The organism is Sporosarcina sp. 179-K 3D1 HS, assembly GCF_047228905.1.
GTDB lineage: Bacteria > Bacillota > Bacilli > Bacillales_A > Planococcaceae > Sporosarcina.
In genome coordinates, this window is record NZ_JBFEGI010000011.1 from 1 (window position 1) to 16,354 (window position 16,354).

The window sequence follows — 16,354 nt, forward strand, 5'->3', positions numbered from 1 at the left end:
CTTTCCGGATTAAAATCTATCCCCATTATTTCACGAGGCAGACATAGAAAGGAGGTGTTGTTCTATTGACGCTTACATATGATCGGTTCTCGAGAGTTATGATCGGTTGCTAGGAGATATAGGCGGTTGTCGATAGTTATGATCGTTTGCGAGGAGATATGAGCGGTTCTCAAAAGTTATGAACGGTTCTAGAAAGTTATCATCGCTTGCGCGAAAATATGAGCGGTCCGAGGGATTATCACTTCTGCCAAGAAGGCCTGCCCCTAGACGCTCTAGCGTGTATGTTGGTAAGCACGTCGATACTTTCCAACATATCCGTTAAGATTCTGCGGATCGCATGCTATACTAAATGAATAAGTTTCTAAGTAAATTTTCGAGTGAAAGAGGGTGGATCTTGGTGAGAACATTGACAGTGGCTGATATTGTACGAAAATTCCCGGTGGAAGTGCTCGTGGGCGAAGACCATTTGAACCGTGTCCTGAAAAAAACGAAAGTGAGACGACCGGGCTTGGAATTCTTGGATAAGTTCGATTTTATTGCGAAAGACCATGTTCAGATTCTTGGGAAGAACGAAATCAATTATTTGCATACGCTTTCCGACGAGGAGTGCAAATTGCGCATTCATAATATTGTTTATTATAATCCGCCATGCATCATTATTACGTCCCAGCAAGAGGAGCCGCTTGGGCTTCGGCAGTTTTGCACGAGAGAGAACATTCCGGTTCTCCGGACGCCTGATTCGATGACCGAGATGAGCGCAAAATTGGATGCGTATGTTGTGAAAGCAATGGCGCCCGAGATTGCGATTCATGGCGTATGTGTCAACGTGGCGGGGATTGGTGTTCTATTGCGTGGTAAATCGGGGGTTGGAAAGAGCGAGACAGCCCATATTTTAATCGGGCGGGGTCATCGGCTGGTGGCGGACGATATTGTGGTGTTAAAGAAGCTCAGTCCTCAAACTTTGCTCGGCACCCATGATGAGAAAAATAAGGAGTTTCTCGCCTTGCGGAGTATCGGACTATTGAACGTTGTCCGCCTCTATGGCCGGGCTGCTTTTCAGGAAGAGACTCGGATTGCTCTTGATATTGAGTTGACGGAGTGGCAGGAGAATAGCCTGAACAATGAATTGGAAGTTGATACGAAGTATAAGATGTATATGGACGTGCCCGTTCCGCATATTCAGATCCAATTACAACCGGGTCGTGATGTCGCCGGTCTGATTGAGGCGGCTGCCAACAATTGGTACTTGCAGCAACAAGGCTATAGTGCCGCAGAAGAGTTCATGAAGCGGCTAGAACAGGAGTTTTCAAAAGATGATCATAAGCAATGAAGAAAGAGGTCCCTTCAATCGGGACCTCTTTTCTATTGCTGTTCGGATTTCGGGGTGTTTTCTGCTGTTTCGTTGGATTCCTGCAAGAAGGTATTCAACGCATTAATATTCTCTTCAAAATCAATGTCCAAGACGTCCCCGACGTTGACTGTTAGGTCTCGGTAAGAGTTGTTTACGGGAATACGAAGCGTTTGGATGCCGTTAGATTTCTTGTCAAGCAAGCCTTTGCCGATCGAGAGCATTGTCTTTTTATCCAAATTCGTATCGATATAAGCCTCTGCAGCTCCCAGCAATTTGGGCAAGTTCATGATATTGTGTAACCCGACAGCTTCTTCCTTCAGTTTGGTGAGCGCTTCTTGCTGTCGTTCTACCCGGCCAAAATCACTTTTCCGATCATAGCGGAATCGAACGTATCCCAACAACTCTTCTCCGTGCAAGGTTTGTTGTCCGGGATGAAGCGTCATCCCGATACCATGTTCCATTTTATATGGAATATCAACTTCTATGCCATCCGGCGCTAAAATATCGACAAGCTTCGGGAATCCGTTAAAATCAACGATCGTATAGTAATGGACATCGAGTCCGAAGTTTTCCTTGATCGTCTGCCGTACCAATTCGGGGCCACCCAAAGAAAACGCGGCATTCATTTTTTGTTTTCCGTAGCCCGGAATCTCCACATACGAATCCCGCATAATGGATATGAGCTTGAGATTACCTGTCTTTTGGGAATAATGGGCGATCATCAGCGTATCGGATCGTCCTTCTTTTTCGTTAGCGCGAGCATCCGAACCTAGAAGAAGAATATTGATTTCCCCATATTGAGGTTCAGGCCCTTCGAATAAATCGAATTCGGAGGATTGCTCTTTCAACGTGCTTTCACCCGCCAATGACTGTCCCTGCTTATATTGATCGACCCAGTAAAAGGCGCCAATACCTATTAATAAAGCGAATATGATGAGGCTGATGCCAAGCCATTTTTTTCTATTCCGCTTCTTGTATTGCTGTCTTTTCATTCCTACAACCACCATTCTCACTAAGTGTACAAAGGTCCCCCTTGTATAAGACGCATCTGATATAAAAAAGTTTTACTTCATGTTTACGCTCAGAGTGGTGTGGCAAGCACAAAAGTCCACCCACTTTCAGAAGAGAAATTAATACAGCGTTTCTCTTCAACCCTATCAATAAATGAAATCGAATACAATCTAATTTTATTTCCATTTATTAGATAAGATATTTATTAACATGGCTGTTCGGAACAACCATCAAAGAATGATGGGATAAGGGGAGGAATGAAAGTACAACAAAGCCCCTTCGCTCCTCAAGGAATGCGAAGGGGCTATTGTCAGACCATCACTTCCATGGCAAGAGCTTGTTTTCCAACCATTGCAAGAAGCGGTTGAAAGTCAAGCCAAGGATGGACAGGACAAGGACGCCTACCATTAATTTGGATGTGATCATAAGGTTTCCGTAATGAAGTACCATGGACCCGATTCCGCTCTGGGCTGCGATCATTTCAGCTGCGACCAAGAGGAGCAGGGAAGTTCCCGCCGCTAGCTTTAAACCAGCGAAAATCATCGGCAAGGCACCCGGAAGAATCACTTTCCGGATCACGTTGAAGTGGTTGGATCCGAAAGTGATGGCCGCTTTGATCAGGATCTGATCGACATTACGGACACCGGAATACGTATTGATGACGACCGGGAAAAATACGCCCAGCGCGATGATGGTCACTTTGGATAACTCACCGATTCCTAGCCATAGCACGAACAATGGCAACAAAGCGATTTTCGGAATCGGATACAGGGAGTACACGACGGGAGTCCCGATGGCATCCGCCCATTTGGAAAAGCCGAGCAGGAGACCGACGATGATTCCGACAGTTGATCCGATCAGGTAGCCGATTCCGATCCGGTACAAACTCGGCCCGAGGTTCCGGGTGATTTCCCCACTTACGAGCATATCCCAACCAGTCAGCACGATGGCTGATGGGGCAGGTAGGAAGAGCGGGGAAACGATTTTAAGGCTACAAACGATTTCCCAAAGACCGAGCAAGCCGATCAGCCCCAAGACGGAAGCGTATAAAGGGACTTTTTTCTCCAGAAATGCGACTCGGTTGGTGATGATTTTTTTCTGATGCGCCATGAATATCACTCCTTTAAGGCTTCGACGGCATCATGGCGGATCATTTGCCAGATTTCTTCTGCATACCGTTCAAATTGTTCCCGATGTTGTTCTTCACCTCTGCCCATTTTAGGCATATCAATTGGAATGATGCTTTTAATTCGGCCGGGATGTCTGGACAACACAATGACACGATCTGCCAAATAAACGGCTTCTTGGATATTATGCGTGACGTATAGTGTGCTCAGTTGGGTCCGGTTCCAGATGGTCAACAATTCTTCCTGCATAAGTGTCCTCGTCTGGGCGTCCAATGCGGAAAACGGTTCGTCCATCAATAACAAGTCCGGTTCGACTGCCAACGCCCTGCCGATTCCGACCCGTTGCTTCATACCACCGGAGAGCTGCTTTGGATACGCATCCTTGAAATCCGTCAAGCCGACCATATCGATGTAATAGTCCGCTTTCTCTTTGATTTCCTGTTTGCTGACCTTTCGTTCCTCCAAGCCATAAATGACATTTTGATAGACTGTCCTCCATGGGAAGAGCGCAATTTCTTGAAAGACGATCGCCAAATTGGGATCCTTATCGATACCTTCAAAATAGACCGAACCGGTTGTGGGGGATAATAAACCGCCTACTATGTTGAGAAGGGTGGATTTTCCGCAACCGCTCGGACCGACCAGGACGACGAATTCCTTTTCGTGGATGGTGAAGTTAATATTCTCTAATGCTGTTGTGACTTCTTTCTTGGTGTTGGTAAATGTCTTCCCGACATCGTCGATGACAATCTTCATTTACATCACTTCCCTAATTGTTGCAGAGCTTCGTCCAAAAGTTCCGTGTTGACAATCTCACTCGGATCGATGGCATCGACCAATTTTTCCTTCACATACCAATCGACCTGTATTGGGATATCAGTAGCTAGAAGCTTGCCGTCCCGGTCCATATATGGAAGTCCCAATTTAATGAGCTCTGGTTCTTGGTCTGTGTATTTTGCTATGATATCGATAACTTCCTCAAAGTTTTCTCCAGGTACGATCTCATCGCCTTCTTTTGTAAGCACGGCATCATAATAATAGCGAGATGCTTTTGCATAAGCTTTCAAAAATTTAACAGCTGTTTCTTTGTCATTCGCAAAAGCTTCAGAGAAGAAAATCCCGGAAGTTTGGTAATCCATTTCATCTCCAACTTGGACGATGACTTTTCCGTATCCTTCCTTTACGACACGGGAAACGTTGGGCTCATTCAATAGAACTGCGTCAACTTGCTTACTCTGTAGTGTTTCCATTAACCCTGGAATACTGTTTACCGGTACTAATTCAACATCCGCCGTTGTTAAACCATGCAAATCAAGAAGTTGACCCGCCATATAGTGGAAAGTCGATCCCGTTTGCGTAATTCCTATTTTTTTGCCTTTTAACTCTTCGATTGTAGCTACGTCTGAATCGCTAGGGACTAAAAGTGCGGTGGATGAATATCCTTGTTGCTCTCGTCCTTTGTCTGCGACAATCAACAGTTTTTCGCCGCCCGCTACCATATTATAAAGGCTCGCTGTAATTCCGGTTGCACCAACCTGAACATCTCCGCTTGCTGTGGCGACGGAAATAGGTTGTGCTGCTTCAAACCACTTCGCATTTGCGTCAATGCCCTCGTCCGCAAAGAAGCCTTTCTCCAATGCAATAAATAAAGGCGCGGAACTTGTCAGTTTCAACATTCCGATATCGACCGATTTGGTTTCAGCCGAATCATTTTCCGCCTTTTGGCCATCCCCTGTAGAAGCAGGTTCTTTTTCGGCACCTTTCCCGCATCCTGCCAAAGCAAAAGCCAAGAGCATTACGGAAAATAGTGCAAACCATAATTTTTTCTTCATCTTGTATCCCCCTAAATATGTAATCTGTGAGTCTCTTTTCTTATTTACCGATGAATGATATGGGGCTTTCCCATTCCGTTCGGGAACTCACTTCTATTAGAATACCATAAAAAATTGTAGAAATTGTTGGATACTTTGAATTACTTGTCGAATTAGATAAATGTTTGAGTCAATTCCATAATTTCCAGTGAAATGTAAGAGGGAAAACAACTTATGTATTTGATATTTAATTGAAAAATAAAAAAGGCCGTTTCCTAAAAATAGGAATGGACCTTTTTTATTTCATCATAATAGATGAGTGTAAGACTTTAAGCTGCTAACTTTAAACGCCTCGTTTATTACCCCACACGAGGGCATGCAGTTGCGGCAACACTTTTACATCGTTCATAATTGGGGAAGCAACAGCCAAATCAATAAGCCATTCAAACCGTTTCAATAAGGTGGATACTAGATAGCTGTCATCTGTTGTCGTCGTGTCATCATTACCCACTTGTAAATAGAAAGGGACTGATGGATAACGTAGATGGACTTCTTCCGCAAATTTGAAATCTAATTCATCAAAGACAACGATTTTCAGACTTGCGTTTGCATCGGTCAGCTTTTCCATGAAGTGATCCAGTTTGTTGATATCCGTTGTCATTTTTGAGCTCGGCGGCTTCGGTGAAAGCGTGATATCGTCGATGTTCATCAACCAATCTTGCCAAAACGTAGCTTGCGTTTCGACGGCAACTTTCCAACCTTCTGCATGGCAAATATCGACCAGTTCTCCGATTCCTTTATGCAAAGCGGGATTTCCTCCTGAAATCGTCACATGCGAAAAGGACTGTCCGCCGATTGCCTTCAATTCCTCAATAATTTCTTGCGGGCGTTTCGAAACGCTTTTGCCTGTGCCGTCCCATGTAAAACTGGAATCGCACCAAGCACAAGAATAATCGCAGCCCGCCGTCCGGACAAACATCGTTTTTTGACCAATGACCATTCCTTCACCTTGGATTGTAGGGCCAAACACTTCCATTACAGGGATTTTCATTGCAACTCCCCCTGTAATGGCCGATAAACAACATAGCTAGTAGGCGTTTCCCGAACGATTACTTGGAGACACACAGGACGATTGTCTCTTGTATGAAGAACATCCTGAATGGTTTTCCAAATTTGTTCTGCCAATCGTTCAGTTGTCGGAAAGGTATTTTGGAACTCAGGATGATCATTCAACACGGAATGATCATATTTTTTATGAACGAGATCTTTCAGTTGTTTGAAATCAATCAAAAAACCGAGCGAATCCAGTTCATTTCCCCCGATGGTGACATTAATGAAATACGTATGCCCGTGCATCATTTGGCATTTTCCGGCGTCTTCATGGGGAATAAAGTGTGCAGCCGAAAAATGCATGTCTTTGTTCAATTCAAATCGATAGTCATGTTGCACTTGCGGATAAAATTGCTGCATCATTTAGAAGCACCTGCAGTCTTTCGCGCTTCATACGTCGCAAGTCCTTCATTGCGCAGCACACACGCAGGGCATTCTCCGCAACCTGAGCTCGGAACGCCGTTGTAGCAGGTGAGCGTTTTCGCTTGCACAAAATCGAGCGCGCCAAGTTCATCAGCCAGTTCCCATACTTCGGATTTATCAAGCCACATTAACGGCGTATGGATGACGAAGTTTCCATCCATGGCCAAATTCAACGTCACATTTAAAGACTTAATAAAATTATTGCGGCAATCAGGATATCCGCTAAAATCCGTCTCGCTCACTCCGGTGATCAAGTGCGGTGCGCCGATTGCATCAGCGTATACCGCCGCGAAAGATAGAAACAGATGATTTCGTCCCGGTACGAATGTTGATGGCAATTCGCCATCCACTTCCTTCACTTCAATGTCATCTCGTGTGAGCGCATTGGCTGACAACTGGTTGATCAAATTCATATCCAGCACTTTGAACGATACACCAAGTTCCTCCGCAATTTTTCGGGCACATTCAATTTCATCCGAATGCCTTTGCCCGTAGTCGAACGTCACTGTTGCGACTTCCCGGAAATTTTTCAATGCCCAAAACAGGCATGTCGTACTGTCTTGACCGCCGCTAAAGACGACCACCGCTTTTTCATTTTTCATTGTACCTATCTCCTTAGTTTTTTATAGAGGGAGTTTGCGAACCTCTTTTTTAGAACCTGTTTCATCATAACATAGGTGACCAGAGGGTGGAATGTTGTCAGTTGACTAGGTTATTACAACATAAAAAAGATTGGAGAGCGCAATCAGCGTCTCCAATCTTTGGGTGATCCTTATTGACTTTCCGTTGTTCCGTCCGTGGATGTATCGCTATCCGGAGTGTCCGAAGGCGTTGTTCCATCCGAATCCGGTGTGCCGGCTGGAGGCGTTGTAGTATCTTCATGGATATCCATGTCCACATCTGTGTCCGTACCGTCATCCACCTCTGCAGGCGGGTTATCGACATTTACGTCGATATCGTCATCTGGATCGTTGTCGTCTGCACAGGCGACGAGCATGCTCGCGGATAATATAGTAGCGGCTCCAAGCTTTAGCCATCTTTTATTTTCCCATTTTGCTAGTTTCATTTCAATCTCCTCCGTAAAATGTATTGATTTTCTAGGTTGCTACTTACTAGATACCCTAGTGGTCTCCAATTCAATCATTACACTTACGTTTCAAAAAGATTACAAATTATAGACGATGCTCCTTGTATTGGTTTTCTCGCACTAGTTTCTCTACCACCTCTATCTGTTTTGGGTCAACAGTTTTGGAATAGGCCACTATGGAATCATGAAGCTGGTCCATCGTCCGCGCCCCGACAAGAGCTGTGGCAACGGTGTCCTGTTGCAGCACATAGGAAATCGCGGTGGCATGTAAATCAACCGATTCTGTACGTAACGCGGCCAGCGTCTCCTGTAACTCATACGAACCATAGTCTAGGAAACCATCCATTTTCTGCGCTCTCGCCATACCTTCTTCAGTTAAAAGCCCTTTTGCGATCGTACCTCGTGTAATAACGGAAGCTCCTTGTCCTTTGATCATTGGAAACCATTCCTCCGGCCTCCGGTCCAATAAACTATATTGCATCATGACTGACACGGCTGAGCTGTTGTCCAAAAATCGTTTGATGACGGTTGGGCGGATAGATGAAATGCCATAGTGCCGGATCAATCCTTCCTTTTTCAAGCTTTCGAATGCCTCAATCGTATCATCGACATCATCTTCCATCGTGCCGCCGTGAAGTTGATACAAGTCGATATAATCGGTCCCAAGCCTCCGAAGACTTTCTTTTACGGCTCCGATAATATGTCGTTTTGTCGGATCCCAAGACCATCCGTTGCCATCGGGATTCAGTCGGTTACCCACTTTAGTTGCCAGAATGATATCTTCCCGTCTGTTCTTCAGCGCATATCCAAGAAGCTCTTCATTTTTCCCGCCATCATATAAGTCGGCCGTATCCAATAAGTTGATACCTGCATCCAAAGCGGCATCGATAATCCGTTTTGACTCCTGCAGGTCATCAGGCAGCGACATGCAGCCGAGCCCCAATTCAGAAACGGTTAGCCCGCTATTTCCCAGTTCTCTTTTCTTCAAGTCAGTGCACCTCCCATTTTCCCCATGGTACAATGCGCTTATAGCAAATGAAAGAAGTTCGCAATGGAAAGGGTGAAGGATTTGGATACTTATGAGGAAAAAACGGTATCGGGGGATACCCTATATGAAGGGAAAATCATCACATTGCGTGTGGAAGAAGTGGAGTTGCCGGATGGCAAGCGGGCGACTCGGGAATTAATTCGCCATCCTGGCGCAGTGGCTATACTGGCGATTACGACGGAGGGCAAATTGGTTGTAGTGGAACAATATCGCAAGGCGTTGGAACGGTCTCTAATTGAAATACCTGCCGGAAAAATTGACGCAGGGGAAGATCCGGAAGTGACAGCGATCCGTGAGCTGGAGGAGGAAACTGGCTATGGGGCACGTGAATTCTCCTACATCCAGTCATTTGCCACCTCTCCAGGATTTGCGGATGAAGTGATCCATCTTTACTTGGCGAGAGATTTATATCCGATTGAAAATCCGGCAGCCGGCGATGAAGATGAATTCATCAACTTGATGGAAGTGTCGATTGCCGAGGCGGAAGAACTGATGGCCAATGGTTCGATTTTCGATGCCAAAACGGCGTTCGCTGTCCTCTATGCAAAAAATCTATTGAATACTTGACCTAAATTGGAACGGACAAGCATATGTTGTACAAACTATGCGGAGGTGCAGGCCTATGGTCCGTTCATTGTCATTCATCCATTTATTCATCATACTAGCGGTCGGTTATATCGGAGGGGCTCTGTTGTTCCGTGAAATTCCTTCTGAAGCCGTGGAAAGATGGATTGCTTTTTACGATGCGCGCGTCGTGGAAGGGCGGGAAGCGGGAGTGATCAGGCCAATCGGTGCGCTAGTGTCCTTTTATATTGTGGCCTATGTATTTGCGAGGATTCGACAGACGCGTCCTTTAGTTTTATTCACAGGGGCGTTAAAGAGTGTTTTTTTTGGTCTGGCCTCATCCTATTTGCTCGGGTCTGGGATGAAGATGCTCGATTATACGGTATGGTGGTTCCCGTTTCAGTTCGCCTCTTGCTTTTTGTTTTTATTGTATTGCGCAGTGCTCCGTCCCCCTTACTTTATGCAGTCAACGATAGGGAAAAGACGCAATCCGCGTGCTTTACCGATACTGCTATTCTTGTCAGCCTGCGTGCTCCTAGGGGAAATGGCCATCTATTATTGGATTCTTCGATAGTTTCCCAATAGGCGACCATTTCCTTTCGGTTGTCATACGGAAAGCCCATTTGATATAATGAAGTCAGTTTGAGGGGGGCGTCGTATGGAGAGCCGGATCGATCGTATAAAGAAACAATTGCATGGGGCCAGCTATAAGTTGACGCCTCAACGGGAAGCGACAGTGAGAGTGCTTTTGGAGTATGAGGAAGACCACCTGAGTGCAGAGGATGTTTTTTTGCTTGTGAAGGAAAAAGCGCCGGAAATCGGTCTTGCCACGGTATATCGTACTCTAGAATTGCTGACAGACCTTAAAATAGTCGATAAAATCAATTTTGGTGACGGGGTTTCCCGCTATGACCTTCGACAAGAAGGGGCAGCTCACTTCCATCATCATCTAATCTGTATTGAATGTGGCACTGTGGATGAAATTCAGGAAGATCTCTTGGGTGAAGTGGAAAAAGTCGTGGAAAGCCGTTTTGAATTCGCCGTAAAAGACCATTGGTTGACATTCCATGGCATCTGCAAAAGATGTCGGTCTGATAAAGGAGAAAAGAAAGATAAGCAAGAGTGAGTAAAGGGATGGCACGCTGCTGTCCCTTTTGTCATTACAGATTTTGAAATGCAATGTGAGTCGACATGCCTTTCAGGAAAGGGGGAAGGGGCATGAGTACATATCAAGATGGAGAAGGAACCCCTCCAACAACGATGAAAGATGCCCGTTTTGCACTGGAAGATTACATTCACTTTCTGCAAGTGGAACGTCAGCTATCATCCAATACGATTTCTTCTTATCGGCGAGATTTGACGGATTATATCCAGTCGATGGAGGAGGAGGGCCATGTATCGATCAATGGCATCGATCGCACGGCCATCGTAGGTCATTTGCAGCGTTTAAAAGATGAAGGGAAATCCGCTAGGACCATTTCCAGGCATATTTCGTCGATCCGGTCCTTCCACCAATTTTTGTTGCGTGATCAAGTGACGAACCAAGATCCTACCGTACATCTGGAATTGCCAAAGATTGAACAAAAGTTACCGCGGATCTTATCGATCGAAGAAGTGGATCGTCTCATCCAAGCACCGGATGTTGGAAAACCGCAAGGAAAACGGGATGTTGCCCTTTTCGAATTATTGTATGGCACCGGCATGCGGGTCAGTGAATTGATCGGGCTTGATCTGCAGGACATTCATTTATCCATGGGCTTTGTCCGCGTATTTGGCAAAGGAGGGAAAGAGCGGATCATTCCTCTTGGCGGGAGCGCCATCCATGCGGTTCAACGCTATGTGGAGGAGGTGCGTCCGCAATTTACAGCGAAACAAAGAAATGTGGAGGCTTTATTTGTCAATATGCGGGGGTCCCGACTGACTCGGCAAGGATGTTGGAAGATTTTGAAGGGGCATGCCCTAAAAGCGGGTATACAAAAAGAACTGACGCCTCACATCTTGCGGCATTCCTTTGCTACGCATCTTATTGAAAACGGGGCCGATCTACGGGCGGTTCAAGAAATGCTCGGCCACGCAGATATTTCCACCACTCAAATTTATACGCATGTGAGCAAAGCCCGATTGAAAGAAGTGTATGTGAAATTCCATCCGCGGGCATAAGCTACAAGTGAGGCGCTGAAAATGGGAGGGACAGACAAATGGGTAAACAACGATTTAAGCGGGTTCATTTAATGGTATTGGATTCAGTTGGCATTGGTGAAGCGCCTGATGCCCATCTTTTCGGAGATGAAGGGGCGGATACGCTCGGCCATATTGGAGAAGCGATGAACGGTTTAGAGATGCCAAATATGGGCCAGCTCGGTTTAGGGAATATCGCGGATATTAAAGGAATTGCACCTGAAGCGAATCCGCAGGGATTTTACACGAAAATGCAGGAAGCCTCCGTTGGAAAAGACACGATGACCGGCCATTGGGAAATTATGGGTTTGCGTATCGACCAGCCGTTCAAAGTGTATCCGAATGGATTTCCCTCAGAGCTGATCGACCAACTGGAACAACGGACCGGGCGGAAAGTGATTGGCAATAAACCTGCAAGCGGAACGGCCATCCTGGACGAGCTTGGACAGGAGCATATGGAAACAGGAGCGATCATTGTCTACACTTCGGCCGATCCGGTACTCCAAATTGCGGCGCATGAGGATATTATCCCGATTGAGGAGCAATACCGAATTTGCAAAATCGCCCGCGAACTGACATTGCAGCCGGAATTTCTAGTCGGACGCGTCATTGCAAGACCTTTCATTGGAGAACCGGGTCATTTCATCCGGACGGCCAATCGCCATGATTATGCGTTGAAGCCATTTGGGCGGACCGTAATGGATGAATTGAAAGATTCCGGTTTTGATGTCATGGCAATCGGCAAAATTTCAGATATTTATAATGGGGCAGGCGTGACGGAAGCAGTGCGGACCGTCAGTAATATGGACGGTGTCGATAAATTGCTGGATGTCATGAAAAAGGATTTCAACGGCCTCAGCTTCGTCAATTTGGTGGATTTCGACGCGTTGTTCGGCCATCGGCGTGACCCGGTCGGATATGGTGAGGCATTGCAAGAATTCGATCGGCGTTTGCCGGAGATCATGGACGCCATGCGACCAGATGATTTGCTCATCATTACTGCAGACCACGGCAATGATCCCGTACATGCTGGGTCGGATCATACCCGGGAATATGTACCACTCCTCGTTTATACGCCGTCGATTTCGAAAGGCGAGGCTATGCCGTTACGGGAAACGTTTTCAGATATCGGCGCCACGATCGCAGATAATTTTAATGTGAAAATGCCTGAATTTGGCACGAGCTTTCTTGGTTTGATCGAAGAAAAGGTGTGATGAACTTGGTTAGAATGGTAGATTTAATTGCAAAAAAGAGGAATGGGGAATCACTTTCCGAACAGGAAATCCGTTTTTTTATTGACGGTTATACCGCAGGATCCATTCCTGATTACCAGGCAAGCGCATTGATGATGGCGATTTATTTCAAAGGGATGAATGCAGCAGAGCAAGGAAACTTGACGTTGGCAATGGCGGAATCGGGGGATCAGATCGATCTGACTTCGATTGAAGGAATTAAAGTCGATAAGCACTCGACTGGCGGAGTGGGCGATACAACGACGCTGGTATTAATCCCGCTCGTTGCGGCGTGCGGTGTCCCGGTCGCCAAAATGAGCGGCCGCGGATTGGGCCATACCGGTGGGACGATCGATAAATTGGAAGCCATTACGGGATTCCATACGGAGCTGACCGAGGCGCAATTCGTCCGCCAGGTGAATGATCTCAAGTTGGCCGTCATGGGACAGAGCGGCAACTTGACCCCGGCTGATAAGAACCTTTATGCGCTTCGGGATGTAACGGCAACGGTAGACAGTATTCCGCTGATTGCAAGCTCGATCATGAGCAAGAAGATTGCAGCTGGTGCGGATGCCATCGTCCTGGATGTGAAGACAGGAAATGGTGCCTTCATGAAAAAGGAGGAAGAGTCGGTCGCCTTGGCGGAAGCGATGGTCGCCATCGGCCGTCAAACCGGTCGACAAACAATGGCCGTCATTTCAGATATGAGCCAGCCGCTCGGGTTTGCGATCGGTAATGCGTTGGAAGTGATCGAGGCGATCGAAACGCTAAAAGGGAATGGGCCAGCTGATTTGACCGAGTTATGCCTGGTCCTTGGCAGCCGGATGGTCGTGGCAGGAGGAAAGGCTGCTTCTGTGGAAGAGGCGCGGGCAAAATTGGAGCAAGCGATGGCGGATGGTTCGGCACTGGAGCGGTTCGAGAGACTGATCGAGGCGCAAGGAGGTAACCCGGCCGTTATCGAAAATCCTACATTACTGCCTTCCGCTGCCTATCAAATTGAAGTGCCGGCACCCGCTTCCGGATTTGTTACCCAGATGGATGCCGATAGTCTCGGAGTTGCGGCCATGTTACTCGGCGCAGGTCGGGCTACCAAAGAAGACGTCATTGATTTGGCGGTCGGCGTCGTCCTGAAGAAAAAGATCGGGGATCCGGTGAAGCAAGGTGAATCGCTCGCTGTAATTCATGCCAACACGGAAAACGTAGAACAATCCTTGACTATGATTCAGCAACATATCCAAATTGGCACATCCCAAGTGGAAGCACCTCCGTTGATCGGGAAATTGATTGGCGGATGAGGAGACGCTTGGCTAAGCGAAGAAATGATCGCTCAACACGGGCGGTTCTAGGTAGTTATAAGCACTTGTCGGTAGTTATGATCGTTTCTCGTTAGTTATGGGCGCTTGCGTGGAAATATGATCGCGCGGTCGAAAATATGAGCGTTTGGTAAAAGTTATGAGCGTTTCACAGGAGTTATGATCGGTTGCGCGGAAATATGAGCGCTTGGTCAAAGAAATGATCGCTTGCATATAAAAAAGCTAAGGCCTTTATTCAATACCATTGTCTCAACTGAAAAATTGGTTTTCAACCCCCGTTCATCGGACATTTTCGATGAATGGGGGTTTTATTTTCAAGCTTTGGCGATTCCTCCAACAAATGGCGGAATTCTTTGCGTGAAATGTGTAAATCCCTTTTCGGTTGTCCATACTTCCAACGTAAGTGAAACTTGTCGGAAAATGGGAACCTTCCACTTTTCCTGACTAGTTCTGTAAGTATGAAAGGATTCGGCCCGTCCCGTGTGGAATAATCCGCAAGTAAGGAGGGGTTTTGTATGGCAAAGATGGAACTTGTCGACAACGGAATATTAGTAGTGTCATTACACGGTGAATTGGATAATCATGAGGCCAACCAAATTCGCACTCATATCTCAACTTCCATTTTCACCGGGCAGGCAAGAGCTGTCATTTGGGATTTGGATGGGCTTGGATTCATGGACAGTGCGGGAATCGGCCTGATTCTCGGCAGGATGAGAGATTTAGCTCCTCTTGACGGAGAAACACTTATTTTGAATCCATCCCCGACGATGGAAAAGATATTTCATTTTTCCGGTCTAGGTCCATATATTAGACATTACACGGTCGCTCAAGCGATCGGGGAAATCGGAGGGGTCTTACATGAACAATGAAATGAAATTATCATTCGTCGCAATTGAAGAAAACGAAGCATTGGCCCGGATGGCACTCACTTGTTTTATCACTCCGCTCGATCCGACAATCGAAGAGATCTCTGAATTTAAAACGATTGTGTCGGAAGCGGTAACGAACGCTATCATCCATGGCTATGAATGCGATGGGACAAGTTTCGTCGAAATTCACGCCCAAATTGAAGGCGATACCGTGAAGATGACTGTGAGTGATACAGGAACCGGCATCTTTGACGTGGACCAGGCGATGGAGCCGATGTTCACAACGCGTCCGCATATGGAGCGATCTGGCATGGGATTCACGATCATGGAGAGTTTTTCCGACAGCTTATCTGTCGAGTCTGAAATGGGAAGAGGAACAGTAGTTAGGTTCGAGAAAACGTTTTCTCCGGTAACGGAAGCAAGCAGAACGAGGTGACGTATGGACCTATCTGTTGATAAGCAAGACGTATTATTATCGCAAGAGAAAATGAGAGAGCTGATCCAAGCTTCGCAAGATGGGGATAAAGAGGCAAGACGGCTAATGGTAGAGGGCAACACGAGGCTTGTCTGGTCGATTGTCCAACGGTTTGCTTCGCGGGGAGCCGATCTCGAAGACCTATTCCAGATCGGCTGTATTGGCCTGATGAAATCCATCGACAAATTCGACCTATCGTTCGATGTGAAATTTTCGACTTATGCAGTTCCGATGATCGTCGGGGAGATCCAACGGTTTTTACGGGACGACGGGATGGTGAAGGTGAGCCGATCCATTCGGGAGCTCAGCTTCAAAATCCGGCATGCGACGGATGATTACGTGAAAAAGCACGGAAAATCCCCATCCATTTCGGAAATTGCGGAGGTGCTTGAAGTCTCGATTGATGACGTCATTCTCGCGTCTGACGCACTTAGGGATCCCGCTTCGCTTCATGAGCAGTTATATGAAAGTGAAGGGGATAGCCTGACTCTAATGGACCAATTGCGGGATAACCGGTCGGAAAAGGTGTTCGATCATATCCCTCTCCGTGATGTCATTTCCCGATTGAACAAACGAGATCAAACGATCATTTATATGCGCTATTATCTTGATTGTACCCAAAGCGATATTGCAGATAGAATCGGTATTTCCCAAGTGCAAGTATCCCGACTGGAAAAGAAAATCCTCGCCCAATTAAAAACATGGATGGGCGTCAATGCCGAAGAAAGTATTGAAAAAGTGAGGACGGAATAAAC

At 46.5% G+C, this 16,354-nt stretch carries 19 protein-coding genes and 1 riboswitch; of the genes, 10 read left to right on the forward strand and 9 right to left on the reverse strand.

Annotated features, from left to right (window positions below):
* Positions 1 to 397: 397 nt before the first annotated feature.
* The gene (gene hprK / locus AB1K83_RS13660) at positions 398 to 1,330 is read left to right on the forward strand and encodes an HPr(Ser) kinase/phosphatase (protein WP_413058877.1); all 933 of its coding nucleotides are present in this window, start codon (positions 398 to 400) and stop codon (positions 1,328 to 1,330) included.
* Positions 1,331 to 1,362: 32 nt separating this feature from the next.
* Here hprK and AB1K83_RS13665 read toward each other — a convergent pair whose 3' ends face one another.
* The 9 genes from AB1K83_RS13665 to AB1K83_RS13705 form a co-directional block, all read right to left on the reverse strand.
* Complete coding sequence (locus AB1K83_RS13665) at positions 1,363 to 2,343, reverse strand: LCP family protein (RefSeq protein WP_413058765.1); 981 nt, start codon at positions 2,341 to 2,343, stop codon at positions 1,363 to 1,365.
* Between the two features lie 337 nt (positions 2,344 to 2,680).
* Positions 2,681 to 3,472, reverse strand: a complete 792-nt coding sequence (locus AB1K83_RS13670; protein WP_413058766.1) for an ABC transporter permease — start codon at positions 3,470 to 3,472, stop codon at positions 2,681 to 2,683.
* A 5-nt stretch (positions 3,473 to 3,477) separates the two neighbouring features.
* Positions 3,478 to 4,245 (reverse strand): ABC transporter ATP-binding protein, encoded by a 768-nt coding sequence (locus tag AB1K83_RS13675; RefSeq protein WP_413058767.1) that lies wholly within the window; start codon positions 4,243 to 4,245, stop codon positions 3,478 to 3,480.
* Positions 4,246 to 4,250: 5 nt separating this feature from the next.
* Positions 4,251 to 5,321, reverse strand: coding sequence for an ABC transporter substrate-binding protein (locus AB1K83_RS13680; RefSeq protein ID WP_413058768.1), 1,071 nt, complete (start codon positions 5,319 to 5,321; stop codon positions 4,251 to 4,253).
* 322 nt (positions 5,322 to 5,643) lie between these two features.
* A complete protein-coding gene (queE, locus tag AB1K83_RS13685; protein WP_413058769.1) occupies positions 5,644 to 6,351 on the reverse strand; it encodes a 7-carboxy-7-deazaguanine synthase QueE in 708 nt (235 codons plus the stop codon).
* On the reverse strand, positions 6,348 to 6,773 hold the full coding sequence (gene queD, locus AB1K83_RS13690) for a 6-carboxytetrahydropterin synthase QueD (protein ID WP_413058770.1): 426 nt from the start codon (positions 6,771 to 6,773) through the stop codon (positions 6,348 to 6,350). The genes queE and queD overlap by 4 nt, the downstream gene beginning before the upstream one ends.
* Positions 6,770 to 7,435, reverse strand: coding sequence for a 7-cyano-7-deazaguanine synthase QueC (gene queC, locus AB1K83_RS13695; protein WP_413058771.1), 666 nt, complete (start codon positions 7,433 to 7,435; stop codon positions 6,770 to 6,772). Before queC ends, queD begins: the two co-directional genes overlap by 4 nt.
* Before the next feature lie 7 nt (positions 7,436 to 7,442).
* Positions 7,443 to 7,486, reverse strand: a riboswitch (PreQ1 riboswitch).
* 119 nt (positions 7,487 to 7,605) lie between these two features.
* Positions 7,606 to 7,899 carry a hypothetical protein gene (locus AB1K83_RS13700; RefSeq protein WP_413058772.1) on the reverse strand — a complete coding sequence of 98 codons (294 nt, stop codon included), beginning with the start codon at positions 7,897 to 7,899 and terminating at the stop codon, positions 7,606 to 7,608.
* Positions 7,900 to 8,005: 106 nt separating this feature from the next.
* Positions 8,006 to 8,908, reverse strand: coding sequence for an aldo/keto reductase (locus tag AB1K83_RS13705; RefSeq protein ID WP_413058773.1), 903 nt, complete (start codon positions 8,906 to 8,908; stop codon positions 8,006 to 8,008).
* 81 nt (positions 8,909 to 8,989) lie between these two features.
* Here AB1K83_RS13705 and AB1K83_RS13710 point away from each other — a divergent pair, with 81 nt between their 5' ends.
* From AB1K83_RS13710 to AB1K83_RS13750, 9 genes are all read left to right on the forward strand, one after another.
* A complete protein-coding gene (locus AB1K83_RS13710) occupies positions 8,990 to 9,535 on the forward strand; it encodes an NUDIX domain-containing protein (protein ID WP_413058878.1) in 546 nt (181 codons plus the stop codon).
* Positions 9,536 to 9,590: 55 nt separating this feature from the next.
* The gene (locus AB1K83_RS13715) at positions 9,591 to 10,106 is read left to right on the forward strand and encodes a hypothetical protein (protein ID WP_413058774.1); all 516 of its coding nucleotides are present in this window, start codon (positions 9,591 to 9,593) and stop codon (positions 10,104 to 10,106) included.
* An 84-nt stretch (positions 10,107 to 10,190) separates the two neighbouring features.
* Positions 10,191 to 10,658, forward strand: a complete 468-nt coding sequence (locus AB1K83_RS13720; protein ID WP_413058775.1) for a Fur family transcriptional regulator — start codon at positions 10,191 to 10,193, stop codon at positions 10,656 to 10,658.
* Between the two features lie 134 nt (positions 10,659 to 10,792).
* Positions 10,793 to 11,692: a site-specific tyrosine recombinase XerD gene (xerD, locus tag AB1K83_RS13725; RefSeq protein ID WP_413058879.1), complete on the forward strand. Its 900-nt coding sequence runs from the start codon at positions 10,793 to 10,795 to the stop codon at positions 11,690 to 11,692.
* A 38-nt stretch (positions 11,693 to 11,730) separates the two neighbouring features.
* Positions 11,731 to 12,924 carry a phosphopentomutase gene (gene deoB / locus AB1K83_RS13730; RefSeq protein WP_413058776.1) on the forward strand — a complete coding sequence of 398 codons (1,194 nt, stop codon included), beginning with the start codon at positions 11,731 to 11,733 and terminating at the stop codon, positions 12,922 to 12,924.
* Between the two features lie 14 nt (positions 12,925 to 12,938).
* Positions 12,939 to 14,237, forward strand: coding sequence for a pyrimidine-nucleoside phosphorylase (locus AB1K83_RS13735; protein WP_413058880.1), 1,299 nt, complete (start codon positions 12,939 to 12,941; stop codon positions 14,235 to 14,237).
* A gap of 533 nt (positions 14,238 to 14,770) precedes the next feature.
* The gene (locus AB1K83_RS13740; protein WP_413058777.1) at positions 14,771 to 15,124 is read left to right on the forward strand and encodes an anti-sigma factor antagonist; all 354 of its coding nucleotides are present in this window, start codon (positions 14,771 to 14,773) and stop codon (positions 15,122 to 15,124) included.
* On the forward strand, positions 15,114 to 15,560 hold the full coding sequence (spoIIAB, locus tag AB1K83_RS13745) for an anti-sigma F factor (RefSeq protein WP_413058778.1): 447 nt from the start codon (positions 15,114 to 15,116) through the stop codon (positions 15,558 to 15,560). The genes AB1K83_RS13740 and spoIIAB overlap by 11 nt, the downstream gene beginning before the upstream one ends.
* 3 nt (positions 15,561 to 15,563) lie before the next feature.
* Positions 15,564 to 16,352 carry a SigF/SigG family RNA polymerase sporulation sigma factor gene (locus tag AB1K83_RS13750; protein WP_413058779.1) on the forward strand — a complete coding sequence of 263 codons (789 nt, stop codon included), beginning with the start codon at positions 15,564 to 15,566 and terminating at the stop codon, positions 16,350 to 16,352.
* Positions 16,353 to 16,354 lie beyond the last annotated feature (2 nt).